The 26,302-nt window shown below is 39.6% G+C and carries 23 protein-coding genes; all 23 read left to right on the top strand.

Annotated features, from left to right (window positions below):
- Positions 1-31: 31 nt before the first annotated feature.
- The 23 genes from plsX to rplS all read left to right on the top strand — a co-directional run bounded on the left by plsX (position 32) and on the right by rplS (position 26,276).
- The gene (plsX, locus tag J2S17_RS10465) at positions 32-1,012 is read left to right on the top strand and encodes a phosphate acyltransferase PlsX (protein WP_307474546.1); all 981 of its coding nucleotides are present in this window, start codon (positions 32-34) and stop codon (positions 1,010-1,012) included.
- 44 nt (positions 1,013-1,056) lie between these two features.
- Positions 1,057-2,004: an ACP S-malonyltransferase gene (fabD, locus tag J2S17_RS10460; protein ID WP_307474544.1), complete on the top strand. Its 948-nt coding sequence runs from the start codon at positions 1,057-1,059 to the stop codon at positions 2,002-2,004.
- Positions 2,001-2,744, top strand: coding sequence for a 3-oxoacyl-[acyl-carrier-protein] reductase (fabG, locus tag J2S17_RS10455; protein ID WP_307474542.1), 744 nt, complete (start codon positions 2,001-2,003; stop codon positions 2,742-2,744). Before fabD ends, fabG begins: the two co-directional genes overlap by 4 nt.
- A gap of 58 nt (positions 2,745-2,802) precedes the next feature.
- Positions 2,803-3,033, top strand: a complete 231-nt coding sequence (locus J2S17_RS10450; protein WP_307474540.1) for an acyl carrier protein — start codon at positions 2,803-2,805, stop codon at positions 3,031-3,033.
- Positions 3,034-3,357: 324 nt separating this feature from the next.
- A complete protein-coding gene (rnc, locus tag J2S17_RS10445) occupies positions 3,358-4,101 on the top strand; it encodes a ribonuclease III (RefSeq protein WP_307474539.1) in 744 nt (247 codons plus the stop codon).
- A 45-nt stretch (positions 4,102-4,146) separates the two neighbouring features.
- Positions 4,147-7,713, top strand: a complete 3,567-nt coding sequence (gene smc, locus J2S17_RS10440) for a chromosome segregation protein SMC (RefSeq protein WP_307474537.1) — start codon at positions 4,147-4,149, stop codon at positions 7,711-7,713.
- Between the two features lie 83 nt (positions 7,714-7,796).
- Positions 7,797-8,786: a signal recognition particle-docking protein FtsY gene (gene ftsY, locus J2S17_RS10435; RefSeq protein ID WP_307474535.1), complete on the top strand. Its 990-nt coding sequence runs from the start codon at positions 7,797-7,799 to the stop codon at positions 8,784-8,786.
- Positions 8,787-9,021: 235 nt separating this feature from the next.
- Positions 9,022-11,403 (top strand): DUF8725 domain-containing protein, encoded by a 2,382-nt coding sequence (locus J2S17_RS10430; RefSeq protein WP_307474533.1) that lies wholly within the window; start codon positions 9,022-9,024, stop codon positions 11,401-11,403.
- Positions 11,400-12,335 (top strand): ABC transporter ATP-binding protein, encoded by a 936-nt coding sequence (locus J2S17_RS10425; RefSeq protein ID WP_307474531.1) that lies wholly within the window; start codon positions 11,400-11,402, stop codon positions 12,333-12,335. The genes J2S17_RS10430 and J2S17_RS10425 overlap by 4 nt, the downstream gene beginning before the upstream one ends.
- Positions 12,332-13,186, top strand: coding sequence for an ABC transporter permease (locus tag J2S17_RS10420; protein WP_307474529.1), 855 nt, complete (start codon positions 12,332-12,334; stop codon positions 13,184-13,186). Before J2S17_RS10425 ends, J2S17_RS10420 begins: the two co-directional genes overlap by 4 nt.
- 29 nt (positions 13,187-13,215) lie before the next feature.
- Positions 13,216-14,775 carry a DUF8809 domain-containing protein gene (locus J2S17_RS10415; RefSeq protein ID WP_307474527.1) on the top strand — a complete coding sequence of 520 codons (1,560 nt, stop codon included), beginning with the start codon at positions 13,216-13,218 and terminating at the stop codon, positions 14,773-14,775.
- Between the two features lie 4 nt (positions 14,776-14,779).
- Positions 14,780-15,781, top strand: a complete 1,002-nt coding sequence (locus J2S17_RS10410; RefSeq protein ID WP_307474525.1) for an AAA family ATPase — start codon at positions 14,780-14,782, stop codon at positions 15,779-15,781.
- Complete coding sequence (locus J2S17_RS10405) at positions 15,778-16,644, top strand: DUF58 domain-containing protein (protein ID WP_307474523.1); 867 nt, start codon at positions 15,778-15,780, stop codon at positions 16,642-16,644. The genes J2S17_RS10410 and J2S17_RS10405 overlap by 4 nt, the downstream gene beginning before the upstream one ends.
- 91 nt (positions 16,645-16,735) lie before the next feature.
- On the top strand, positions 16,736-18,502 hold the full coding sequence (locus J2S17_RS10400) for a vWA domain-containing protein (protein ID WP_307474521.1): 1,767 nt from the start codon (positions 16,736-16,738) through the stop codon (positions 18,500-18,502).
- Positions 18,486-21,248, top strand: coding sequence for a VWA domain-containing protein (locus J2S17_RS10395; RefSeq protein WP_307474520.1), 2,763 nt, complete (start codon positions 18,486-18,488; stop codon positions 21,246-21,248). Before J2S17_RS10400 ends, J2S17_RS10395 begins: the two co-directional genes overlap by 17 nt.
- A 142-nt stretch (positions 21,249-21,390) precedes the next feature.
- Positions 21,391-21,720 carry a putative DNA-binding protein gene (locus J2S17_RS10390; protein WP_307474518.1) on the top strand — a complete coding sequence of 110 codons (330 nt, stop codon included), beginning with the start codon at positions 21,391-21,393 and terminating at the stop codon, positions 21,718-21,720.
- Positions 21,721-21,734: 14 nt separating this feature from the next.
- On the top strand, positions 21,735-23,087 hold the full coding sequence (ffh, locus tag J2S17_RS10385; protein ID WP_307474516.1) for a signal recognition particle protein: 1,353 nt from the start codon (positions 21,735-21,737) through the stop codon (positions 23,085-23,087).
- A gap of 108 nt (positions 23,088-23,195) precedes the next feature.
- Positions 23,196-23,468 (top strand): 30S ribosomal protein S16, encoded by a 273-nt coding sequence (gene rpsP, locus J2S17_RS10380; RefSeq protein ID WP_307474514.1) that lies wholly within the window; start codon positions 23,196-23,198, stop codon positions 23,466-23,468.
- Between the two features lie 11 nt (positions 23,469-23,479).
- On the top strand, positions 23,480-23,707 hold the full coding sequence (locus J2S17_RS10375) for a KH domain-containing protein (RefSeq protein WP_307474512.1): 228 nt from the start codon (positions 23,480-23,482) through the stop codon (positions 23,705-23,707).
- Positions 23,708-24,140: 433 nt separating this feature from the next.
- Positions 24,141-24,527 (top strand): YlqD family protein, encoded by a 387-nt coding sequence (locus J2S17_RS10370; RefSeq protein WP_307474664.1) that lies wholly within the window; start codon positions 24,141-24,143, stop codon positions 24,525-24,527.
- A 12-nt stretch (positions 24,528-24,539) separates the two neighbouring features.
- A complete protein-coding gene (gene rimM / locus J2S17_RS10365; protein ID WP_307474511.1) occupies positions 24,540-25,058 on the top strand; it encodes a ribosome maturation factor RimM in 519 nt (172 codons plus the stop codon).
- A complete protein-coding gene (gene trmD, locus J2S17_RS10360; protein WP_307474663.1) occupies positions 25,058-25,795 on the top strand; it encodes a tRNA (guanosine(37)-N1)-methyltransferase TrmD in 738 nt (245 codons plus the stop codon). Before rimM ends, trmD begins: the two co-directional genes overlap by 1 nt.
- Positions 25,796-25,931: 136 nt before the next feature.
- Entirely contained in the window at positions 25,932-26,276 is a 345-nt protein-coding gene (rplS, locus tag J2S17_RS10355; protein ID WP_307474509.1) for a 50S ribosomal protein L19, read from the top strand.
- Positions 26,277-26,302 lie beyond the last annotated feature (26 nt).

Here is a 26,302-nt window from a genome sequence, read left to right as displayed (position 1 = left end):
AAATAATTCCACTGTAAAAGGATGAAGCAACATGAAAATAGCAATAGATGCCATGGGCGGTGATCATGCGCCTAAGGAAATTGTACTTGGAGCAATGAAAGCAATCGAGGACTTTAAAGATTTGGAAATTCTCCTTGTCGGAAATGAAGAGCAAATCAAACAACACTTAACTGCAGAACAAAGAATATCTATCCTACATACAGATGAAGTCATATTGGGAACGGATGAGCCGGTTAGAGCGGTGCGAAGAAAGAAGACAGCTTCAATGGTATTAGCCGCGCAGCAAGTAGCGGATGGCGTTGCGGATGCATGCATTTCTGCAGGAAATACAGGTGCTTTAATGGCTGCAGGCCTTTTTGTTGTTGGAAGAATAGACGGGATCGAACGCCCGGCATTAACGCCTACTTTGCCAACAATTGATGGTCAAGGTTTTCTCCTTCTAGATGTTGGTGCGAATGTAGATGCCAAACCTGAGCATCTTCTGCAGTATGCGTTGATGGGCTCTATTTACGCAGAAAAAGTTCGTGGCATTCAAAATCCAAGGGTAGGGCTGTTGAATATTGGCACCGAAGAAAAGAAGGGGAATGAGTTGGCGAAAAATACATTCTCCCTATTGAAAGAAGCAAATATTAATTTCATCGGAAACGTAGAGGCTAGAGATTTGCTTGATGGTGCAGCAGATGTTGTGGTAACAGACGGCTTTACAGGGAATATGGTTTTAAAAACGATAGAAGGCACTGCCATGTCTGTTTTTAAGATGCTTAAAGGCGCTTTGACCAGCAGCATGAAAAGCAAGCTGGCAGCTGCGGTATTAAAACCGGATTTAAAAGAGCTAAAAGGAAAAATGGACTATAGCGAATATGGTGGTGCAGGGTTATTTGGACTGAAAGCGCCAGTCATTAAAGCTCATGGGTCTTCCAATGCAAATGCATTATACAACGCTATTAAACAAACGAAGAACATGGTCGAAAATAACGTTTCTGAAAAAATAAAAGAAGCGGTTAAAAAGTAGCTTGGCACTTTACTTTTTAATATTCAAAACTAGGGGGAAGCTTTATGAGGAAAATTGCTTTTATGTTTCCAGGGCAAGGTTCGCAAATAGTCGGAATGGGGAAACAGCTGGCTGACGCGGATGAGAATATAAAGTCCTACTTTGAAAGGGCAGATCAACGACTTGGTTATTCGCTTTCAAATCTTATTTTTGAAGGTCCTCAAAGTGATCTCACCTTAACAACAAATACTCAGCCTGCTTTATTAACAACAAGTATGGCTATTTTATCCTATTTTAAACGGTCTGGTATAGAGCCTGATTATGTAGCAGGTCACAGCCTAGGAGAATATACCGCTTTAGTTGCTGCAAAAGCGATTTCTTTTGAAGATGCTGTGTATGCAGTTCGAAAAAGAGGCGAGTTTATGGAGGCAGCTGTTCCGCATGGTGAGGGAACAATGGCGGCTATTCTTGGGTTAGATCGTGAAAAATTAGGTGTAGTGACGGCAAACGTAACCGATGAAGGACACTCTGTTCAGCTGGCTAATTTAAACTGCCCTGGTCAAATCGTCATTTCCGGAACAAAAAAGGGTGTTGAGTTAGCAGGGATTCAGGCGAAGGAAGCTGGTGCCAAACGTGTACTGCCTTTAGAAGTAAGCGGTCCCTTTCACTCTCAACTAATGAAGCCTGCTGCTGAAAAACTCCAAGCGGTATTAGATGATATTACGCTGCAAGATGCAGCTGTTCCTGTCATTGCTAATGTAACAGCTGAAGAAATGATTGCTGCTTCAGAGATAAAAACAAGATTGATTGAGCAATTATATTCTCCAGTGTTATGGGAAGATACGGTTCGGAAAATGCTTGAAAATGGTGTGGACACTTTTATTGAAATTGGTCCAGGTAAAGTACTGTCCGGGCTAGTAAAGAAAATTGATCGTTCCGCCACCATTTTTGCTATATCAGATGAAGATTCAATTAACAAAGCAATAGAAGGATTAAAGGAGGCAAGCCGATGAATTTTGCAGGAAAAACAGCAATTGTAACAGGTGCATCACGCGGTATCGGTAAAGAGATTGCATTGAAGCTTGCAAGTCTGGGTGCTAGTGTAGCCGTCAATTATGCTGGAAGTGAAGCGAGAGCGAATGAAGTGGTTGACGAAATCAAAGCGATTGGTATGGATGCCTTTGCAGTTCAATGTGACGTGTCTAATAGTGATTCTGTCACTGCTATGATTAAAGAAGTGATGGAGAAGTTCGGTAAAATTGATATTCTCGTTAATAATGCGGGTATAACTAAAGATAACCTGCTTATGCGTATGAAAGAGGATGAGTGGGACGATGTTATCAATACCAATTTAAAAGGTGTTTTCCTTTGCACAAAAGGTGTCACTAGACAAATGATGAAGCAGAGAAGTGGAAGAATCATCAATATTTCTTCTATCGTGGGTGTAAGCGGCAACCCTGGACAAGCTAATTATGTAGCAGCTAAATCAGGTGTAATTGGTTTAACAAAAACGACTGCGAAGGAGCTTGCTTCGCGCGGAATTACAGTCAATGCAATTGCACCAGGATTTATCACTACTGATATGACGGATCAACTAAATGATGATCTAAGAGAGCAAATGCTGAAACAAATACCGCTAGCAAAATTTGGGGAGCCGGAAGATATTGCGAACGTTGTTGCTTTCTTGGCATCTGATGAGAGTAAATATATGACGGGGCAAACGCTTCATGTTGATGGCGGAATGGTAATGTGATTTTTCTTTATTAATAATGAATAATCATCTATAATATCTTGAGGGGAGGTGAACAAGCATGGCAGAAGTATTAGAACGTGTAACTAAAATTATCGTTGACCGTCTTGGTGTTGAAGAGTCCGAAGTGAAAATGGAGGCTTCTTTCAAAGATGATCTTGGCGCTGATTCCCTTGATGTCGTTGAACTAGTAATGGAATTGGAAGATGAATTTGACATGGAAATCTCTGACGATGATGCTGAAAAAATTGCAACAGTCGGTGACGCTGTTAATTACATAAAAGCTCTATAATCGTTGGACACAAATGTTTCAGCCAGTGAGGGCACTGCTCTCACTGGAATAAAAATGAATACTAGCTTCTTTGTTTTAAAAGGTGAGCTGAATAAGAATTAGGCTATGTGTGTATTTTTTGTCCGATGTTACTTGGGTGCATGGCTTCAGGTGATTACGGACAGTAAGTACACCGTTAAATTTTCCTCTCACTCGTAAGTAAACTTGGCATGGATTTAAAATCTGCCAAGTTTCTTTGTGTTTTTCAGTGAAATTACGTAAACTTATGGAAGACAGACAAACGATGTATTATTGAAATTACAAATGAACAAGGTGGATGTAAACATGCGCAATTATAAGGATAAAGACAAGGAAAAAAAAGGCCGCGCGCTTGAAAAGAAATTTAAAGACTTTCAACAGAGACTTGGTGTTGAATTTCATAATGATAAATTGTTGAAGCAAGCTTTTACCCATTCATCTTATGTGAATGAGCATAGAAGAAAGCCATATGAAGATAATGAGCGTCTTGAATTTCTTGGCGATGCTGTCTTGGAATTAACCGTATCAAAATTTTTGTATATCAAATACCCAATGATGAGTGAAGGAGAACTAACCAAGCTGAGAGCAGCTGTTGTTTGTGAGCCATCATTAGTCGCATTCGCGAATGAACTTTCATTTGGTGAGCTTGTATTACTCGGTAAAGGCGAGGAGATGACAGGCGGAAGAATGAGACCTGCATTGCTTGCTGATGTGTTCGAAGCATTTATAGGTGCGCTTTATTTAGATCTCGGCATAGACCCGGTTGTTACCTTTTTAGAAAATGTCGTATATCCTAAAATTGACTCAGGTGCTTTCGCGCACGTGATGGATTTTAAAAGCCAGTTACAGGAGCTTGTGCAAAGGGATGGAGCAGGAGTTATTGAGTATAAAATACTTCATGAAAAAGGGCCTGCGCATAATCGTGAATTTGTTTCGATCGTCTCTCTTAGCGGCAAGGAATTAGGAACTGGTACCGGACGCTCTAAAAAGCAAGCAGAACAACACGCTGCTCAAATGGCTCTAGAAGTTTTGAAGAACCATGTTAAATAACCCTGACAACAAGAATGAACATGAGTAGATAAGGGAGGCAGGAATTTGTTTCTAAAACAGCTTGATTTAGTTGGATTTAAATCCTTTGCTGAACGGGTAACAGTGGATTTTGTTACTGGAGTTACAGCGGTTGTAGGACCGAACGGAAGCGGAAAGAGCAATATAACTGATGCCATCCGCTGGGTGCTTGGAGAGCAATCAGCAAAATCTCTCAGAGGAGTAAAAATGGGAGATATCATTTTTGCTGGAAGTGATTCAAGAAAGGCATTAAACTTTGCAGAAGTAACTTTGACATTAGATAACAACGATCAATTTTTACCTGTTGATTATAATGAAGTCAGTGTGACAAGACGTGTCTATCGTTCGGGTGATAGTGAATATTTAATAAATAAACAACAATGCAGACTTAAAGATATCGTCGATTTGTTTATGGATTCAGGGCTTGGCAGAGAAGCGTTCTCTATCATAAGCCAAGGCAGAGTGGAAGAAATACTTAATAGTAAACCAGAAGAGCGCAGAACAATCTTTGAAGAAGCTGCTGGAGTACTAAAATATAAAACGAGGAAGAAAAAAGCTGAAGTGAAATTGACTGAGACGAGAGATAATTTGAATCGGGTTAATGATATTTTATTTGAGCTAGAAACACAGGTTGAACCATTAAAGGTGCAAGCTTCTATTGCGAAAGATTATTTACAGCAAAAAGAGGAGCTTGAAAAAATCGAGGTAGCGCTCACTGTGTTTGAAATTGAAGACCTCCATAAACAATGGGAACAGCTGTCACAGCTTTTCGAAAGCCATCAAAAGGGAGAATTGGAGCTTTCAACGATTCTTCAAGGAAAAGAAGCGAAGATTGTCGAAGTACGGGATCATGTCACTGCTCTGGATGAATCAGTTAATGATCTCCAAAATGTCCTTCTTCATGCAAGTGAGGAATTAGAAAAGCTTGAAGGAAGAAAAGAAGTTTTGAAGGAAAGAAAAAAGAATGCCTCGCAAAATAAGGAGCAGCTGAGAAAAAATCTTGATGAGCTTTCATCAAGAGAAGTGGAATTGAAAGAGCAAAAGATTACACAACAAGCAGCGAAAGAGATTTTAGAAGATGCTGCTAAGGCACTTCAGCTGGCATTGAATGAAAAGCAAGAACAGCTAAAGCTTTATAGTGAAAACACAGAAGCACAAATTGAACGCTTAAAAAGCGAGTATATTGATATGCTCAACAGCCAGGCTGCAGCAAAAAATGAGCGACAAATGATTGACCGTCAAGTACAGCAGCATGAAGTCCGCCATGTTAAATTGGATTCTGATAATGAAAAATATTTACAAGAGCGTAAAGAAATTGCAGAGAAAAAGCAATCTTTACAAACCATGCTAGCAAAAATGGAACAAGACATCGAAACACATACCCACCTCTATCGTAAAGAAGAGAGAAAGTTAGAAACATTAAAGAACACCTATGATAAACAAGAAAAAACGCTTTATCAAGCATATCAATATATCCAACAGGCAAAATCTCGCCAGGAAATGCTGGCAGAGCTGGAAGAGGATTATTCTGGGTTTTTCCAAGGTGTAAAAGAAGTATTAAAGGCTAGAAATTCTAAACTTCAAGGGATTGAGGGTGCGGTTGCTGAATTGATTCATGTGCCTAAGGAGTATGAAACGGCAATTGAAATTGCACTTGGCGGAGCGATGCAGCATGTTGTTGTACAATCAGAGACTGATGGAAGACAAGCTATCCAATATTTAAAGAACAATTCATTTGGTCGTGCAACTTTTCTCCCGTTACATATTCTTAAACGGAAATATTTGAATGAGGGACAGCTCCATTTGATTCAAAGCCACCATGCTTTTATCGGTGTTGGAGCGAAGCTTATTCAATTTAATGAGAAATATAGCCCTGCGATAGAAAGCTTGCTTGGGAATGTCGTGATAGCCCATGATTTAAAAGGTGCCAATGAACTGGCTAAGCTGCTGCAATATCGTGTTCGAATCGTCACGCTAGACGGCGATGTGGTCAATCCAGGCGGCTCAATGACTGGCGGAGCAGTTAAACAAAGTAAATCATCCATATTAAGTAGAAAAAGTGAATTGGAAGAGCTTAAAGCTAGAATATCAGATATGGATACGAAAACTGGCAGCATGGAAGTACAAGTAAAGCAATTGAAAAGCGATGTTCAAAAGCAAACTGCATTAATAGAAGAACTGAAAACAACAAGCAATTCTTTAAGAACAAAAGAGCAAGGGATAAACAATGATTTTCGAGAAATAGAATATGAGGAAAAACGCGTGAATGAACGCTTATCTTTATATGATATGGATAAAGTGCAGTATTCTGAGGAGAATGAGCGGCTGCTTAAAAGAAGGGTGGAACTTGAAGCCCTTTTAACAACGCATCAGTCAGAAATTGGCACTCTTGATCAGAAAATCAAAGAGTTAACTGAAATGAAAAACTCTCAACAAACTTCGAAAGAAGAAGTGCTTGATGAGATTAATGAACTCAAAATTAGCCTTGCTTCAAAGAATGAACAGCTTAACTATGCGACGGATAAATACAATGAAATCACATCAGAAATAGAAGAAAATGGTGATCGTCTAAACTTGGTCAAGGAAGACCTCCAGTTATTATCCTCTGAAATGACCAATAACTCATCAGGTGAGCATCATTTAGAAGAAGCAGCTAAACGGAAGCTTCAGGATAAAAATGAAACACTAAACTTAATTTCAACTAGGCGCGAAGAACGCTTAAAGCTTCAAACAGTACTTGAAGACCTTGAGCGTGAGGTGAAAGAGTTAAATCGTCAGCATAAAGGGATGATAGAGGGACTGAAGGATGAAGAGGTGAAGATCAATCGTCTGGATGTTGAACTAGAGACAAGGCTAACTCACCTTCGTGAAGAGTATTTGTTATCGTATGAGGCTGCAAAGGAAGAATATCCTTTAGCCATTGAAGTCGATGTGGCACGAAAGAGAGTAAAACTGATTAAGTTAGCGATAGAAGAGCTTGGCACGGTTAATCTTGGTGCGATTGAAGAATACGAGAGAGTTTCTGAACGCTATGAATTTTTACTAGAACAAAAAAATGATCTTCAAGAAGCAAAGGATACACTTTTCCAAGTGATTGATGAAATGGATGTGGAAATGAAACGCAGATTTCAAGAAACATTTGAAGGGATTCGCTTTCATTTTGAATCAGTATTCCAATCCTTATTTGGAGGAGGCCGAGCGGATTTGAGATTTACAGATCCGGATGATCTTTTAAATACCGGGATAGATATCGTTGCCCAGCCACCGGGGAAAAAATTGCAAAACCTTGGACTGCTATCTGGAGGGGAACGGGCATTGACCGCAATCGCCTTATTATTCTCCATTTTGAAGGTAAGACCTGTTCCTTTTTGCATCTTGGATGAAGTAGAGGCGGCACTGGATGAAGCCAATGTTCATCGATATGCGCAATATTTAAAACGCTACAGCCACGAAACTCAATTTATTGTGATTACACACCGTAAAGGTACAATGGAGGAAGCCGATGTCCTCTACGGAGTAACCATGCAAGAATCTGGCGTATCGAAAATGGTATCAGTCAGATTAGAAGAATCGAAAGAATTGGTTCTTGGCTAAAAACATAAAGCTTAATATGTGGGGTGTGTAAACGCACCTCCGATACATATATTTTGAAAAAATGAAAAATAGGAAGTGAAGAGATGAGCTTTTTTAAAAAGTTAAAAGAACGAATTACGCTACAGACTGATACGGTAACGGAAAAATTTAAAGACGGATTATCAAAAACAAGAGATAATTTCTCAGGTAAGGTAAATGACCTCGTTGCTCGCTATCGAAAAGTCGATGAGGACTTTTTTGAAGAACTTGAGGAAATACTTATCCAGGCGGATGTTGGATTTGACACAGTCATGACGCTTATTGAAGAGCTGAAAATGGAAGTGAAAAGAAAGAACATCCAGGATCCTGCAGAAGTTCATGCTGTCATCTCAGAAAAGCTGGTTGATATTTATGAAAAGGGCGGAAACGCTTCGTCTGCTTTGAATATTCAAGCTGACGGATTAACTGTCATATTGTTTGTCGGAGTAAATGGCGTCGGAAAAACGACAACGATTGGCAAGCTGGCCCATAAGTTTAAAGGCGAAGGAAAAAAAGTAGTGCTTGCTGCAGGTGATACATTCCGCGCAGGTGCAATTGAACAGCTGGAAGTATGGGGAGAAAGAGTAGGCGTTGATGTAATTAAGCAAGGAGCAGGCTCAGATCCAGCCGCGGTGATGTTTGACGCTGTTCAGGCTGCAAAAGCACGGCAAGCAGACATTCTCATTTGCGATACGGCTGGTCGCCTGCAAAACAAAGTAAATTTGATGAAGGAGCTTGAAAAGGTAAAGCGTGTCATCGAGAGAGAAATACCAGGTGCACCTCACGAAGTCCTGCTGGCATTAGATGCAACAACAGGACAGAATGCGATGGTACAAGCCAAAACCTTTAAAGAAGCGACAAATGTAAGCGGCATTGTACTTACTAAGCTCGATGGGACAGCTAAAGGCGGCATTGTCTTAGCGATTCGCAATGAACTAGACATCCCGGTTAAGTTCGTTGGACTGGGAGAGAAAATGGATGATTTACAAGAATTTAATGCTGAGCAATATGTTTATGGATTGTTTTCAGACACGATAGAAGCGGAAGAAAAATAGAATATTTGATGCGACAGGGTGAGCCTTAATTGGCTCACCCTTTTTGTATGGAGGATCTTTTCATAATAAAGGAATTTATATAAGAAAATCGAACTCTAATAAAGATATTTAGCTTATGTGTAGGGGACAAGGGAAATATAATCGTCCAATATATAGAAATATTTTTTAAAATGCAGAACTTTTTAAATTGTTTTTTCGTCAATGAATATGTGGAATGAAAACAGGGGGAGATTTTGTGCAGAAAAGAGTAAAAATATCCATTATAATATTATTTACAGTCCTGCTATGCTTCAATTGGACACACCCTGCAACGGCAGCGGCAGAAAAAATAAAAATATCTGTCGAAGCTGGATTTGATGGAAAAGTAAAAAGTGGGGAAGGTTTTCCGTTAAGAGTTGTAGCGGAAAATTCAGGGGGGGACTTCAGCGGCTATTTACTAGTTGAGTTTTATCCTACATATAATGCCGGTGGATCCGTACCGGTTAAAATAGAGCTGCCTGCCAACAGTTCTAAATCGTTTGAAGTAGCATTGCCTGGTGTGACAGAGGATTATCAATCCTATAATCAAAATGAGCCAACGATTCATTTATTTAAAGGCGACTGGAGGGATGGAAAGGCAGTTCCCTATAAGGGCGACAAAACAATTAAACCGAAGTTTATTGACATTGATGATCATATAATTGGCGTATTAAGCGAACAATACGATCGTTTAAAAGAGTTGAGGGTTCTTCCAAAAACACAGACGCAATTGGTGCAAATGAAAGAAGAGCATGTTCCGAAACATGCATTAAGCTTAGAAACGCTTGATGTTTTGCTTATTGATAAGTTTGCTGTTTCTGCTTTATCAGAAGAACAACAAGCAGCTATAAGCGAATGGATTGCAGGAGGGGGCGTATTTATTGCAGGCGGTACACCAAATGCCAGTCAATTTTATGGGCCGCTTTATTCATTATTGCCGCTACAAACAACTAATGAAACAAAGGGTGATGCATCATTTTTAAATACGAATAAAGATAAAGACTTTCCGATAAAAGAACTGCAATTATTTACAGGGGAGCTTGAAAAGGATGCGACCGTGCTGGCAAAGAGCGGGGAAACCCCTGCAGTCGTCAAGAAATCCTATGGCCAAGGTATCATTCTCCAAACCGCATTTTCACTAGGTGATGAGCCTTTATCTTCGTGGTCGAATTATAGTGATTGGTTTGAGCAGCTTTTAAAACACGCTGATATAAGCAATATTACAAGCGGTTATTATGGATCTGACATGTTGGATCAGCTTTATTGGGATTTTGCAGAAGTAAATGAATATTTTCCGTCGTCCAGCTTTTCAATTGGCCAGTTGATTGCGCTGTTGGCCGGATACATTATTCTTGTTGTCCCTATTTTGTATTTTATTCTTCGTAAGTTAGATAAACGGGAGCAAGCATGGTGGATTATTCCATCGATTTCGATTCTCATGGCCGTTGTCATTTTCACAATCGGTGCGAAGGACAGATTGGGTAATCCGCAATTGAATCAAATGGGATTCTATATTCAGGATGGGCAACAGCTGAAAGGCTATCAAGCTGCGACAACTCTTGCAAATAATAAGGGGTCCTATACGGTTAGCTATCCTAAAAATGAATTTACGCCAGTAATGAGCACAATGAACTCAGCAAGTGTTGATCCTTTAAGAGGCGCCGTAATGGAGAAAAAGGCAAAGCGGGATAGTGTGGTATTCCCGAGCATCGAATATTGGTCTGCTAAAACAGTATATGGACCTGCCCAGCACGATTCTGCCGGTTCATATAAAAGTGATTTAACCTTTAAGAACGGCGTATTGACAGGTACGATTGAAAACCTTTATGACTATGATTTTGCCGAGCTTTATCTTTGGACAGGAAACCGCCAAGTTAAACTCGGACCAGTGAAAAAGGGAGAAACAATATCTGTAAAAGCCGAAGTGAAATCCAGCTTTCTAACCCGTCCATATTCAAATGGGTACGGAGGTTCTAATCAACAGGGTATTAATGAGATGAAGCAAGAAAGGTTATTTTCTGCTGCATCCAACTTTCTCCTGGATTATTACTATAAAGATAACCAGCCAGTGCTCGCAGGGATCTTAACAGATTCAGTCATTGATATAAAAATGGAGGATAAGGAAGAAAAACAGCATAATCTGAACCTCATAATTGAAAAAACGGAAGCAAAACAAGAAATTACCGGAAAGTTCACTTTAAAAAATGACCATTTAAATGCCCGCTTTAAAATCATTGAAGGTCAGATACATGAGGATTGGTACAGCACTGCTAATAATGAAGCTTTATTAGAAGACGGAGAATATGATTATATTTATCAATTACCAGCTGATATGATTGGCAAGAATTATAGTATTAATGAATTAAAGCTTGTGATAAATAGTCATGGTGTGAATTATTCGATTTATCATCAGACTAAAAATGAATGGATTGAGATTGACTTAAGTAAAAACAATACATTCCAACTGACAGAAAAAGATTCGATTGATGAATATATATCTGACAAAGGTGAAGTGATGATCAAATTTAACAAAAACACAAACGGAGATCCTTATACCCAATTGCCTAATATAACAATTAAAGGGGAATTGTCACCATGATAGAAATCATAGATTTAACAAAAAGATATGGAAAATTTACTGCGCTTGATTCATTAAATTTAAAAATAGAAAAAGGAACCGTGTTTGGGTTTGTTGGACAAAATGGAGCTGGTAAATCGACCACCTTTTCCATCTTATCCACTTTGCTTGCCCCTACAGCTGGTACAGCCTTTGTCAATGGCTATAATGTGCAAAAGGAAGCGAAGATGGTGCGCAGGCAAATAGGTTATATGCCAGACTTTTTTGGGGTATATGACCAGCTGAAGGCAAACGAATACCTGCATTTCTATGGAGCAAGCTACGGTATACCTTTGTCAGAAAGAGAAAAATTAATTCCTCAACTCCTTGATTTAGTGAATTTGACTCATAAGCGCGATGCATATGTGGATTTGCTTTCACGGGGTATGAAGCAGCGTCTTTGTTTAGCGCGTAGCTTAATCCATGATCCGGAGGTGCTGATTTTAGATGAACCTGCGTCTGGATTAGATCCACGAGCAAGAATTGAAATGCGTGAAATTTTAAAAGAATTAAAGGAAATGGGGAAAACCATCTTAATTTCCTCACACATCTTACCTGAGCTTGCAGAGATGTGTGATCGCATCGGGATAATTGATCAAGGGAAGCTCGTTGCTGAAGGCGGGGTAGCTGAGATTCAAGCTCAGCTAAAAGGTGAAAAAGTCATAACGGTCATGCTTGCAGGACATGCGGAAAATGCGATTGCCTTTTTTGAAGATGAACCGCTAGTGGCAAGACTTCAATATCAGCCTGAAAGTCACACAATTGAGTTTACTTTTAAAGGGACTGATCAAGAGCAGGTGGAGCTCCTGCGCAGTGCAATTAAATACGGTCTTGCCATTAGAAGCTTTGCAGAAGCGCAGGTTGATCTTGAAGATATCTTTATGGAAATTACGAAAGGGGTGGAGCTGTCTTGAAGCATTTCGTCATCAACCCGGTATTAAATAAAGAGTTTAAGTTAAGGTTCCGCTCATTTAAAAGCTTTCTTGGCCTTTTGTTTTATTTATTGGCGCTCGCCATTTTAATCATTGGTTTTGTCTTTATTGAATCTTTAACCAGTTCACAAGGTTTCTTTAAACCTGAACAAAGCAGAATGATGTTTATGATGCTTTCCATTCTGCAGCTGATTCTTATTCTTTTCATTACTCCAGGACTGACAGCGGGTGTAATTTCAAGTGAGAGAGAAAGACAAACGTTGAACATTATGCTAACGACAGCCCAGAGCTCAGCAAGTATTGTTCTGTCGAAACTTATTTCGTCCATTTCTTATTTAATGTTATTGATTATCGCAAGTCTGCCTCTATATAGCTTTGTGTTTTTATATGGAGGAATTTCACCGATACAAGTACTAACTACTGTTGTATATTATTCTTTTACAATATTAGCGTTTGGAAGTTTAGGCGTACTTTTTTCCACCTTAATTAGGAAAACGATTGTTTCGATGGTAACTACGTATGCGGTCACACTATTTCTTGTAGGTGGAACGGCCTTTTTGACATTGATATCGCTGCAATTCGGTCAAGGCTATTATCATATGTCTTCATCAGGGACGCCGCCTACAACGCCATATGCCTATTTTATGGCTATGCTGAATCCAGTCATCGTCTTGGCGGGTTCATTTGAGCCAGAAATTCATGATGAAATTCATCGAATAACAGGGATTAAAACACCTCTGTGGGTGTCATATGTTATTTCATATACTATCATTTTTGTCGGTGCAATCCTGTTAAGTATTAAAAAGCTCCGTCCGAATATGAAAAAGGGATAATTTATTTAATCCGAAAAGGAATGAATGTGATGACTAATTGGAATAGATTCATTAAGCTATTAAAACCGGTCAAGCGCCAGCTATTTTTAGAAGTCATCTTGAAAGAGTTTCAGTTGTTCCTCCTCATAAGCGGGGCAGCTACTCTTTTTCTTCTGCTACTTTCAAGATTTGTAGTAACGCCATATTTGATTAATTATGTCATTGGCATTTTTTCAGTTACTACAGTTTTGTTTATTATTCGTATATGGAGGGCAAGGCCTACATTGAAACAGGCTGCCCTTATTTATAATCGCTATGTTTCAGATGATCGGGTGATAACCGCTGCCACATTTATGGATGATGATGGCTTAATGGCACAGTTGCAGCTCGGTGATGCTGTTCATTTTATGAAACAAGAATCAGAAAGAGTGTTAAAAAGAAAAAAGAAATGTTTCCATCCAAGGTTACTTCTTTTATTTGCAGCCTTTGCGCTTGGAGGAGTTCTCTTATACAGTTTCCCTAATGAAACGATGAAGCTCGCTAGTCAGCTGGAAAAGGAAAAAGAGCTTATTGAAGAAGCAGAAAAAAAGCTTGCTGAGAAAATAAAAGAAGAGAAAAATCCTGTTGTGAAGAAGAAAATTGAAGAAGCGAAGGAAAAAATAGCACAGCAGAAAACGGCTGAAAAGGCCCTCGAGGAATTGGCAAAAGAGATGAAGAACATAGAGCTTCAGCAAATGAAGGAAAAAGAAAAACTAGATGTCTTGGAACAGTGGAAGAAAGAGCTGGATGACCAGAAAATGGAAGAGTTAGCGAAACTTCTTGATGAGAAGCAGCTGGATGATTTCAAAGAGGAGCTGGCAGCCTTAAATGAGGATTGGGATAAATTAACCGAGGAGCAAAAAGAACTGTTGAGCCAAATGACAGAATCTGATGGTCAATTAACCGAAGAAGATATGGAAAAGCTGGTTGCGCAAATAGAGGAAGCGTTAAATTCTGAAGAGTTATTAAAACAATTAGCTGCGGCACAAAATGCAATGCAAAGCACTGGGAATTCAATGCAAGGTCAAATGGCTGCTAGCGGCATGCCTCCAAAAAATATAGCTTTTGCACCGTCTTCCGGTTCGAATAATCAAGGAAACCAATCCAATCAGTCATCATCGAACACATCAGATGAAAGTAGTGATGAGGATAGTGATAGCGATAATGGTGACGGATCAGGAAATGGATCAGGATCAGGAAATGGATCAGGATCCGGTTCGGGTTCAGGAAATGGTTCAGGGTCTGGCGGCTCTGGCGGTGGTGGATCAGGTAGCGGCTCAGGGAACGGTGCTGGTGTTGGCCAGGGATCTAGAGAGTTGCTGACCATTCCAGAACGCATCCAAGGAAAGGAAAATGTAGAAACGGAGAAAGGTGAGCTCGGAAACGGTAAATCTGCAGAATCGTATGAAAGCGAAGGTCCAGTAATGAAAGGCAATAGCAGACCTTACGAAGAAGTGTATCGAGAGTATGAAAAAGCTTATCGTCAAAGTACAGAGCGTTACCGTTTACCTGCAGATTTAGAAGAAATCGTGCAATTATATTTCACAAATATTGACCCGAATAAGGAGTGACAAAATGTCTGTTATAGAAGAGAAAGCGCAGGAGTTTTCACAAGCAGCTGAATTAATAGTAAAGGTAAAGGAAGAGGTGCAGTCCTTTATAGTCGGTCAGGAGGAGGTAATCGATCAAGTATTGTGGAGTATGTTTGCTTGCGGACATGTACTGTTAGAAGGGCTGCCTGGACTCGGAAAGACAATGCTAATTAAAACGATATCTGAGTGTCTCGATTTAAAGTTTTCCCGTATTCAATTCACCCCGGATATTATGCCTTCTGATATTACAGGAACGATGCTTTTGCAGCCAGATGATAAAGGGAAACAAAGCTTTATTTTTCATGAAGGTCCATTGTTTGCCAACATGGTATTAGCTGATGAAATCAATCGGGCCACCCCGAAAACACAAAGTGCATTGCTTGAAGCGATGGGTGAAAAGACGGTAACCATTATGGGGGAAACGAAAATAATGGCAAAGCCTTTCTTTGTATTGGCAACCCAAAACCCTATTGATATGGAGGGGACGTATCCCTTGCCAGAAGCGCAGACGGATCGGTTTATTTGCAAAGTAGATGTTAATTATCCGACAAAAGCTGAGTTAAAAGAAATTGTAAAGAGAACAACAGGAGCCTCAGAAAGGTCATTGGAAAAAGTGGCAAGCGTAGATGATGTTGTATTTTTGCAAAAGCTGGCAAAAGAAATTCTCATTTCTGAAGACTTGATAGAATATGCAGTGGATCTTATCTCAAGTACTCACCCTGGTGCGAGTGATGCGCCAGAGATTGTGAAGCAATATGTTCAATATGGCAGTGGACCACGCGGATTGCAAAGTTTAATTAGTATGGCGAAGTCACGTGCGTTATGCCTAGGCCGATATCATGTTTCCGTTGGAGATTTAAAGCAAACAGTAAAAGCGGTTTTAAGACATCGTCTTCTTTTAAACTTTGAAGCTGAAGCAAACGGAATGACAACAGATATGATCATCGATCGATTGATTGAGGAAGTGGGTGCATTGAATAAATGAATCGGTCGGAGGGATATTTGCGGAAGTTACAGCAAAAACGGCTGGTCGTGCGCTCGAAAAAAAGAGGGCTTCATAACGGGACGAGGCAATCAAGTAAATTCGGATCCTCATTGGAGTTTTCAGATTATCGTGTCTATCAGCCTGGTGATGATGTCAGGCAGATTGATTGGAATGTATATGGAAGAACACAGAAGCATTATATTAAACGATTTTTAGATGAGCAGGAAATTTCTATTGCAATCTATCTTGATGGAACCACTTCGATGAGACATATAGCGACAAAGTGGCATTTAGCAAAAGAGTTGGCAGCTGCATTAAGCTACCTTGTACTTAAAGAAGAAGATCGTTTGTTTTTTTCATTAATACCAACAAGCGGCACCCGCCCACTGAAGAAAAAAGGATCTATTTATAGCAAAAAAACTTTTTTGGATATTATCAATCTCGATACAAAAGCAAAAACGGGTGAATTTGTAAAACTACTTGAACAATCGCTTGTCAAAAAGCATCAATTGTCCATTCTCATTACAGATGGAATGGAGGATATTAGCCTTCTTGACTCTGTATTTAAAAAAATGAAAGCATTTAAACAGGAAATTTGGTTGTTTCAGGTGTTATCAACAGAAGAGGTGTCACCGTCATATAGTGGAGATATGAAATTAATAGATAGCGAGCGGGAAACGGCTGTGAATGTAAGCATGAACGATGCTATTTTAATAGATTATCAAAAGCGTATGGAGCGGCATACAGAGGAGTTAGAACGGTTATGCCGCCGCTATGGAGGAGCTTTTATGCAATTGACGGAGGAGAGAGATCTGTCCACCTTCCTATTAAGAGATATGGTTAAAAAAAGGTTGATTCAATAACTAAATCGTATCAACAATATTGGATCAAGAAGCGTATTAGACAAACGGGGGTGAGATTCCCTTTGAATGTTAAGTGAACAGAGGTGGAGCGATGCAGTTTTTAAATCCCTATTTTTTCTTTTTCGGCATCTTTATTGCAGCTGTTATCCTGTTTTATTTTTTTCGCAAACAGTATAAGGAGCAATCGGTTGCTTCAAATATGCTTTGGCAGCAAGTATTAAATGAATGGCAGGCTTCGCCATGGCTTAAGAAGCTGCAGCAAAACTTGATTTTTTGGCTGCAAATTTTGGCGTTGCTGTTACTGATGCTCGCGCTTGTTCGTCCATTTTTTATGGGACAGCAAATAAAGGGAGAGCATTTAATCTTTATAGTGGATACTTCTGCCTCCATGGCGGCAGTTGATGATGGTGATACAAGGTTTGACAAGGCAAAAGCAATGATGGGTGAATTAATTAAAAAAACGAATGGACAGCCTGTAACACTCATCCAAGCAGGTGATAAGCCATCCATTCTTTTGAATCAGGAAGCTGACAAGGCGATTATCAACGAAAAGATTCAAAGTCTTGAACTTACTTATAATCACGAAAACATCGCGAAAACATTAAACCTTGCTGCTTCCCTTGCAGATAACAGGGATACAGCCATACATATTTTTTCTGATGCAGTCAAAAAGAAAGAAGTGGCAGAAATTCTTGATGATCAATATGCAGAAGTGCATAACATCGGCGGCGAAATTCAAAATATATCCCTGCAATCTTTTGGTGTTGCTCCTATCGAGGGGAAGATTGCCGGCGTTGCAGTAATAGCTAATCAAACTGATGCGGAGAAAAAAGCAATCTTATCCGTACGAACTGAAAACAATGAATGGTTCAAGGAAGAGGTATCAATTCCCAGCAATGACCAAGTCATTGTCAATATTGCCGATCTTCCTAAGGAGACATATTATGAGGCAGTACTTGATGCAAATGATGGCTACCAAGTCGATAATGCTGCGATAGCCATTTATAGTGAGAATAATCCTTCAGTGTATGCATTGAATAAAATCAACCCTTTTACAATTAAAGGGTTCCAAATTATTGGAACAGATATCATTCAGGTAAAAGAGAAGCGTGATAACATGAATGGAATTATGATCGCGGAAGGAGAGTCGTTACAAGACTTGCCCATGCAGCCAGCTATCTTTTTTCGGACAAATGGAGAAAAACAAAAAATAACAGAGCAGCTTATTACAAAAGATGAACAGCTACTTCAATACGTAGACGCTAAAAATATTTATATTGATTCAGTTGTGACATCGTCAGAAGGGAACCTTGAACCAGTGCTTATGAGTGGTGATGTCCCGGTCATTCAAAAGGGTATGAATAATGGCTATCCTATTATTGTCATTAACTTTTCTCTTACTGATTCCGATTGGCCACTGCAGCCAGGCTTCCCTATCTTTTTATATAATGCTTATCAATATTTGTCACAAACAAATGAGTTTTTAGGATACTTTAGTGCAAACGAAGAAAGATGGATTAGCATGGGTGAAGGTGAAGATGCGCAAATAGTGGAGATTTTTAATCAGGCGGATGAAAATCTATATTCTCTTAATTTGGCAGAAGAGAGCTTTACAGCCCCTGCTACGCCAGGTATTTATCAAGCAGTTATTGATGAGCGAATCTATTATTTCTCAGTTTTGCTAGATGAAAGAGAGAAGCATGCTTCTTTAGAAGATGCATTTACAATCAATGAGAAATCATTAAGTGAAGTTGGGGTACAAAGGCCAGTGGGACATATTTGGTATTGGCTCACATTCATTGCTCTATGTCTTTGTTTCGTGGAATGGGAGGTATACCGACGTGGGCATCGAATTTAAATACCCTCTGCTATTGCTATTATTACTTCCTGCCTTCTTTGTCGTATTTTTATATTTAAAGAATGGGAACAGTTTTAAAAAAGGAGAAGCGCGAATCATCTCAGCAATTAGAATCACCGTCTTTACTTTACTCATTCTTGCACTATCGATTCCGCAATTGTATCTGCCTATAAAAGGTGAAAGGGTGGTTTTTTTAGTGGACCGTTCAGCAAGTGTGACTGGAACAGAAGCGGAATCACTTGCTTGGATTGAAGAAAGTGTGAAACATAAGGGGGCCAAAGATGAATTTGCTATTGCCTCATTTGCTGAAAATATTGTGTTAGACCAAAATTTAGGGAATCAATCAGAATCGCTAACGGAATTTAATGGGGCTATTAATGAAACAGAGACGAACATGGAATCAGGTCTTCAGTTTGCGTCTTCGCTTATCCCTCAAAATTCAAGCGGAAGAATCGTTGCATTCACCGATGGAAATGAGACGATAGGCAATAGTACGGAGGCGGCGAAGCTATTAAAAAATAGAGGAATTGAGCTGGACTATGTTCAAGTCAACAGCAAAGTTGGAGAAGACATGGCACTATCTGACTTAAAAGTTTCCCCTTCTCTATATGAAGGGGAGGAGGCATCTGTCTCTTTAAGTGTTAATAGCAATATTAATCAGACCGCACAAATTCGTTTGTTTTTGAATAATAAAGAAATTCTCCAGCAAAAGATTGACGTGAAGGAAGGAAAGAATGAATACGCATTTAGTTACGAAGCGCTAGGCAGCGGTCTGCAAGTATTGAAGGCTGAAATAGAATCTGAGGGCGATACTTTTATCGAAAATAACGCCTTACAAGCAATTACGAATATAAAAGGAAAACCAAAGGTGCTTATCGTGCAAAGTGATGAGTCTGATCATTTGCAAAAAGCTTTGCAAAGTTCCGATTTAGAAATGAACACGGTGATGCCTGAAAAAATGCCAACGAATTTATCTGGCTACCTTCAGTACCAATCCATCATTTTTAACAATGTCCAGGCAACAGGAATCACTGAGAAACAGATGGAGCTGATTGAACAGGCAGTCAGGGAGTTTGGTGTAGGGTTTATGATGGCTGGCGGTGAAGAGAGCTTCGGTCTAGGCGGGTATTTTAAAACACCGATAGAAAAGCTCCTTCCAGTTGAAATGGAGATAAAAGGCAAGGAAGAAATGCCTTCACTCGGTTTGATGATTGTGTTAGACAGGTCAGGCAGCATGGATGGACAGAAGCTGGAATTAGCGAAGGAAGCAGCTGCCAGATCTGTAGAATTATTAAGGGAAGAGGATACTTTAGGATTTATTGCCTTCGATGATCGGCCATGGGTGATCGTCGAAACAGGCCCTTTAAAGGATAAAGAAGATGCGGTAGAAAAAATTCTCTCTGTTACGCCAGGCGGGGGAACAGAAATTTTCACTTCACTGGAAAAAGCTTATTCGGAATTAGAAGATTTAAAGCTGCAGCGTAAACATATTATTCTTCTGACTGATGGACAATCTTCGGGCGGTGGTGATTATGATGCCATTATCGAGAACGGAAAGGAAAAAAATATCACTTTATCTACAGTAGCAATTGGCCAAGATGCCGATCGAGCACTGCTTGAAGATTTGGCGGAACAAGGTTCAGGGAGATATTATGATGTGACTGATGCTTCAGTGATTCCGAGTATATTATCCAGGGAGACAGTGATGGCTACAAGAACGTATATAGAGGATAATCCTTTTTACCCGCTCGTTCAAAATGATCCAGAATGGTCAAGCCTATTTAAAGACGGCATCCCGCAGATGAATGCCTATATTGCGGTTACAGCCAAACCGAGAGCGAAAATTCCTCTCTTAAGTGAAAAGGAGGATCCAATTCTAGCTCAATGGCAATATGGAATTGGGCGCACAATCGCGTTCACATCCGACTTCTCTGGCAAATGGTCTGGCGATTGGGCAAGATGGAATAAGTGGTCTGATTTTATTAATCAGCTTGTAACTGCCACACTACCACAATATGACAGCGAACCTTTTCGAGTATCCGTTTCAAAGGGGTCGGAGCAAACGACTGTTAATCTTGAATCCTTAACAAATCAATCTTTGCCTATTGAAACGACCGTCCTAACTGAAGATGGCGGCGAAGTGAAAACGAATGCTAAGCTCGTAGCGCCCGGCAAATATGAAGTGATGGTTCCGGAAAAGGAAGGGATGTACTTTTTAAGTATTAAACAAGCGAATGAGCATGGCGAAATGATTAATTATCAAACAGGGTTCGCGATTCCCTATTCAGATGAATATTTACTGGAAGGGACAAACCACGATTTGCTTGGAGAACTTGCTTCAATAACAACTGGAAAAAAACTTGATAAAGAAGCGGATGCCTTTCGTCCGCTCCAACAAAAGGCATTTAGCCAACAAGACTTTAGTATTGTGTTAGTTGCCTTCGCATTTTTACTTTATTTTGTGGAGATTGCTATAAGGCGATTTGGTTTACCTTCATTCTTAAGAAAAAGACAGCAGGCATACGCAACGGAGGAATCGAATGGAGTAAATGCTCACAAGGTTATTCAAACAAATCCATCTGCCCAATATAAGACAACAGAAAGCAATATAAAAGTTGTAAAAGAAAAAACGGCTAATAAGAAGAAGGCTGTTAAGAAACAGAAAATAAGAGAGAATCCAATAACGGATGAGGAGCGAGAAGAAAGAATGAGACGGCTGCTGGAAGCGAAAAAGCGGAGGAGTTAGGTTTTTTCTTGCAATTTTTAACATAAAATGGACGGATGTAAATCTACACTCGGTTATGAAAGGATATTTCCTTGACATGCACACAGCATATAGGTAAACTTACTTTTGTAAAGGCTTTTCACTTAACAAGGGGGAATAGTGGATGCTTGAAAAGACAACGAGGATGAATTACCTCTATGACTTTTATCAATCTTTGTTAACACCAAAACAAAGCAGCTATATGTCCCTGTACTACCTCGATGACTTTTCGCTTGGAGAAATTGCCGAAGAGTATGGAGTAAGCCGACAAGCGGTCTATGATAACATCAAGCGTACAGAAGCAATGCTTGAAGAATATGAAGAAAAGCTGTTATTATTTCATAAATTTAAAGAGCGCTGTAAGATGATTGAGCATATGAAAGAACTTCTAAAAACAGATTCCCCACATGCGGAGATCAGTGAATTACTTGAAGAACTTGAGAAATTAGATTAGGAGGCGGCACTACTATGGCATTTGAAGGATTAGCCGACCGACTGCAAAGTACCATCCAAAAAATTCGCGGCAAAGGTAAAATTAATGAAGCTGATGTAAAGGAAATGATGCGTGAAGTCCGTCTGGCTCTGTTAGAGGCCGATGTTAACTTTAAAGTCGTCAAGGAATTTGTTAAAAAGGTCAGCGAACGTGCTGTAGGTCAGGAAGTAATGAAAAGCCTGACACCAGGACAGCAGGTCATTAAGGTTGTTAAAGAAGAACTGACAGAATTAATGGGTGGTGAGCAAAGTAAAATTGCTGTAGCAAACCGTCCCCCAACCGTTATTATGATGGTTGGCTTACAAGGTGCTGGTAAGACAACAACTACAGGAAAGCTTGCTAACCTGCTAAGAAAAAAATACAATCGCAACCCGATGCTTGTTGCTGCAGATATTTATCGTCCAGCAGCGATTAAGCAGCTGGAAACATTGGGCAAGCAGTTAAGCATGCCTGTGTTCTCTTTAGGCGATCAAGTAAGCCCTGTAGAGATTGCTAAGCAAGCGATCGCAAAGGCGAAGGAAGATCATAATGATTATGTCCTAATTGATACAGCAGGCCGATTGCATGTTGATGAAGCTTTAATGGATGAGTTGAAACAAATAAAAGAATTGTCTAGTCCAGATGAGATTTTCCTTGTTGTAGATGCAATGACAGGACAAGATGCAGTTAATGTAGCCCAAAGCTTTAATGAACAGCTAGGCTTGACTGGCGTCGTTTTAACTAAACTTGATGGCGATACACGTGGTGGGGCAGCTCTATCTATTCGCTCTGTTACTCAAACACCGATTAAGTTTGTTGGGCTCGGTGAAAAGCTTGATGCACTCGAAGCATTCCATCCAGAAAGAATGGCTTCCCGTATTTTAGGTATGGGTGATGTCTTATCGCTTATAGAAAAGGCACAAGCAAATGTTGATGAAGAAAAAGCAAAAGAACTGGAGCAGAAAATGCGCACGGCTTCTTTCACTTTGGATGACTTCTTAGAGCAGCTTGGCCAAGTGAAAACGATGGGGCCGCTGGATGAACTTTTAAAAATGATGCCCGGCGCCAATAAAATGAAGGGTCTTAATAATCTTAAGATCGATGATAAGCAAATTACGCATGTAGAGGCGATCATTCAATCGATGACAAAAGATGAAAAAATTCATCCTGAAACGATTAATGCAAATCGTCGAAAAAGAATTGCGAAAGGCAGCGGAACATCTGTACCTGAGGTTAACCGTCTGTTGAAACAATTTGAAGAAATGAAAAAAATGATGAAGCAGATGACAGGCACGCAGCAAAAAGGCAAGAAAAAAGGTGGCTTTAAGCTGCCATTTAACCCCTTTTAAAGGGTTGAAACAGTTTTTTGAAGTATGTAAAGAAAAAAACCTTTACAAACTAACTAACTATTGATATTATACTATCTTGTGTGAAACTATTCGGAGGTGCTTTTTAAAATGGCAGTAAAAATTCGTTTAAAACGTATGGGAGCAAAAAAATCTCCTTTTTATCGTATCGTAGTAGCTGATTCTCGTTCACCACGTGATGGACGTTACATCGAAGTAGTTGGAACTTACAACCCAGTTGCAAATCCAGCAATTGTTGATATTAATGAAGAATTAGCTCTTAAATGGTTACAAACAGGTGCGAAACCATCTGATACAGTACGTAACCTATTCTCAAACGAAGGCATTATGGAAAAATTCCATAACGCTAAACACGGTAAGTAATTCATAATCCTATGAAAAAGCTTATCGAAACGATTGTGAAGCCCCTCGTTGATTTTCCGGAAGATATTCGAGTGAATGTTCAAGAAGAAGACAACACAGTGACCTATTTGCTCTCAGTCAACAAGAGTGACATGGGGAAGGTAATTGGGAAGCAAGGGCGCGTTGCGAAAGCGATCAGAACAGTTGTTTATGCAGCAGGAACATCTCAAGAAAAGAAAATTTTCTTAGAGATTAAATGAAAAGCGAAGGCGACTGATCAGGGGCGACAAGCATAATACGCAAAGGAAATGAAGGTTGAACTTTACCTTCAATTCCTATGTGGCTTAAGACCTCGAGCCCCTAGGAGCCGCAGCTAGACAAAATGAAAAGCGAAGGCGACTGATCAGGGGCGACAAGCTTAAGCCGCAAAGGAAATGAAGGTTGAACTTTACCTTCAATTCCTATGTGGCTTAAGACCTCGAGCCCCTAGGAGCCGCAGCTAGACATCGATAAGGGTCACCATCTCCTTATCCTTAATTAGACGGTGACCCTTAGTCAATTCATAGCTTAATAAACAACAATGAAAAGGAGGGGAAACCCCTCCTTTTTTTACCATTTTTCCATTATCTAAAATTCAAATCAGTAGCTGATTTATGAGGTCAATACACCCAAGTACAATGGAGGGCTGTCATGATGCAAATTATTCAAACGGTAACAGTTAAACAAGTGTTAACGGAAAACAGCAAAAAAGAATTGCTGTCTAATTATGAATTGAAAAAACAGCAGCTTCAAAAGGAATGTGATCAATTTAGATTTGAGATGAAGAAATGGGAAAAAAATAAAAAGTCGCAATTGAGTAATTTAAAAACTTATTTTGATAAAGAAATTCAATCGAGAAATGAAAAAATCAAATTACTCGATTTTCAAATAGAACAATTACATATGCTACCATTAGGAAGCGAACTGAAAGAAAAAGAAGTTCAAGCGATTATTCAATTGGAAAAAGGGGATCGCTGGGAAGACATAGAGAATGGAAGAACAATTATTGTAAAAGACGGGATCATCGATGAGATCCGCTAGAGGTGAATAGATATGGAAAAGTGGTTTAATGTAGGTAAAGTTGTTAATACGCATGGAGTAAAGGGCGAGGCAAGGGTTGTTTCAAGAACTGACTTTGCTGACGAGCGGTATTTGCCAGGAAATAAGTTGTATTTATTTATGCCAGATGCCAAAGAGCCAATTGAATTGACTGTAGCTTCACATCGCACTCATAAATCATTTAACCTTCTTACTTTTGAAGGACTTAATAATATGAACGATATTGAAAAGATGAAAGGCGGTATTTTAAAAATACCTGAAACCCAGCTTTCAGAACTTGAAGAAGATGAGTTTTATTATCATGAAATTATTGGGTGTTTAGTGAAAACGGTAAACGGTGAAGAGGTTGGGGAAATAAAAGAAATTCTTTCACCAGGTGCCAATGATGTTTGGGTCATTACAGGAAAAAAAGGGAAGGATATTTTAATCCCTTATATAGAGCAGGTTGTTAAGGAAGTAGATATAGATGAGAAAACAATTATTATTGAACCGATGGAAGGGTTACTTTCATGATGAAAATTGATGTATTGACCCTTTTTCCAGAAATGTTTGAAGGTGTCCTAGGTCATTCTATCTTAAGGAAGGCAGCTGACCAGAATGCTGTTAACTACAATATAGTTAACTTCAGGGATTACGCGGATAACAAGCATCTAACAGTAGATGATTATCCGTATGGCGGCGGAGCGGGAATGGTATTGAAACCTCAGCCAATCTTTGACGCTGTTGAAGCATTGAAGGAAAACACGAATACTTCTCCAAGAGTTGTCCTTTTGTGCCCGCAGGGGGAAAGATTAACCCAAAGGAAATCGGAGGAACTCTCGACACATGATCATCTAATCTTTATTTGTGGTCATTATGAAGGCTATGACGAAAGAATAAGAGAGCATGTTGTAACAGATGAAATATCGATTGGTGATTATGTTTTAACAGGCGGAGAGCTCGGTGCAATGGTGGTCATTGACAGTGTTGTTCGCTTGCTCCCTGACGTTTTAGGGAATGCCGAATCTCATATGAAGGATTCATTTAGTACGGGGCTGCTTGAACATCCCCATTATACGAGGCCAGCCGATTTTCGGGGAATGAAGGTGCCTGATGTACTGGTATCTGGAAATCATCGTTTAATTGATGACTGGAGAGAAAAGGAATCGTTAAAAAGGACATATATGAGACGTCCGGATTTGCTTGAAAACATGCAGTTGACAGATATACAGAAGAAATGGCTTGATGATATAAAAAAAGAGTGTAAATAACATTGAAGTCAACCGCTTATTATGGTATGATATTTTTTGTGACTTGTGCTAACTATGTTTAGCTCATTGTCTTATAACGGTGTTCCGCTGCAATCTATCATGTTGTGCAAGAGCATCTTGGGAGGAGTTGAAAACGATGCAAAAATTAATTCAAGAAATCACTCAAGATCAACTTCGTACTGATCTTCCTGCGTTCCGTCCTGGTGATACTGTACGTGTACACGTAAGTATTGTTGAGGGAACTCGTGAACGTGTTCAGGTATACGAAGGTGTTGTGATTAAGCGTCGTGGTGGTGGAATTAGCGAAACTTTTACAGTACGTAAGATTTCTTACGGTGTAGGCGTTGAGCGTACATTCCCTGTACACACACCTAAAATTGCGAAGCTTGAAGTAATCCGCCGCGGTAAAGTACGCCGTGCGAAACTTTATTACCTACGTAATCTTCGTGGTAAAAAAGCTCGTATTAAAGAAATTCGATAAAAATAGCATAACCGCTTTTTTAAGGG

It is taken from the genome of Cytobacillus purgationiresistens, from assembly GCF_030813235.1.
GTDB lineage: Bacteria > Bacillota > Bacilli > Bacillales > Cytobacillaceae > Cytobacillus > Cytobacillus purgationiresistens.
The sequence above is the reverse complement of the archived record's forward strand: the minus strand, read 5'-3'. Positions and strand labels throughout refer to the sequence as shown.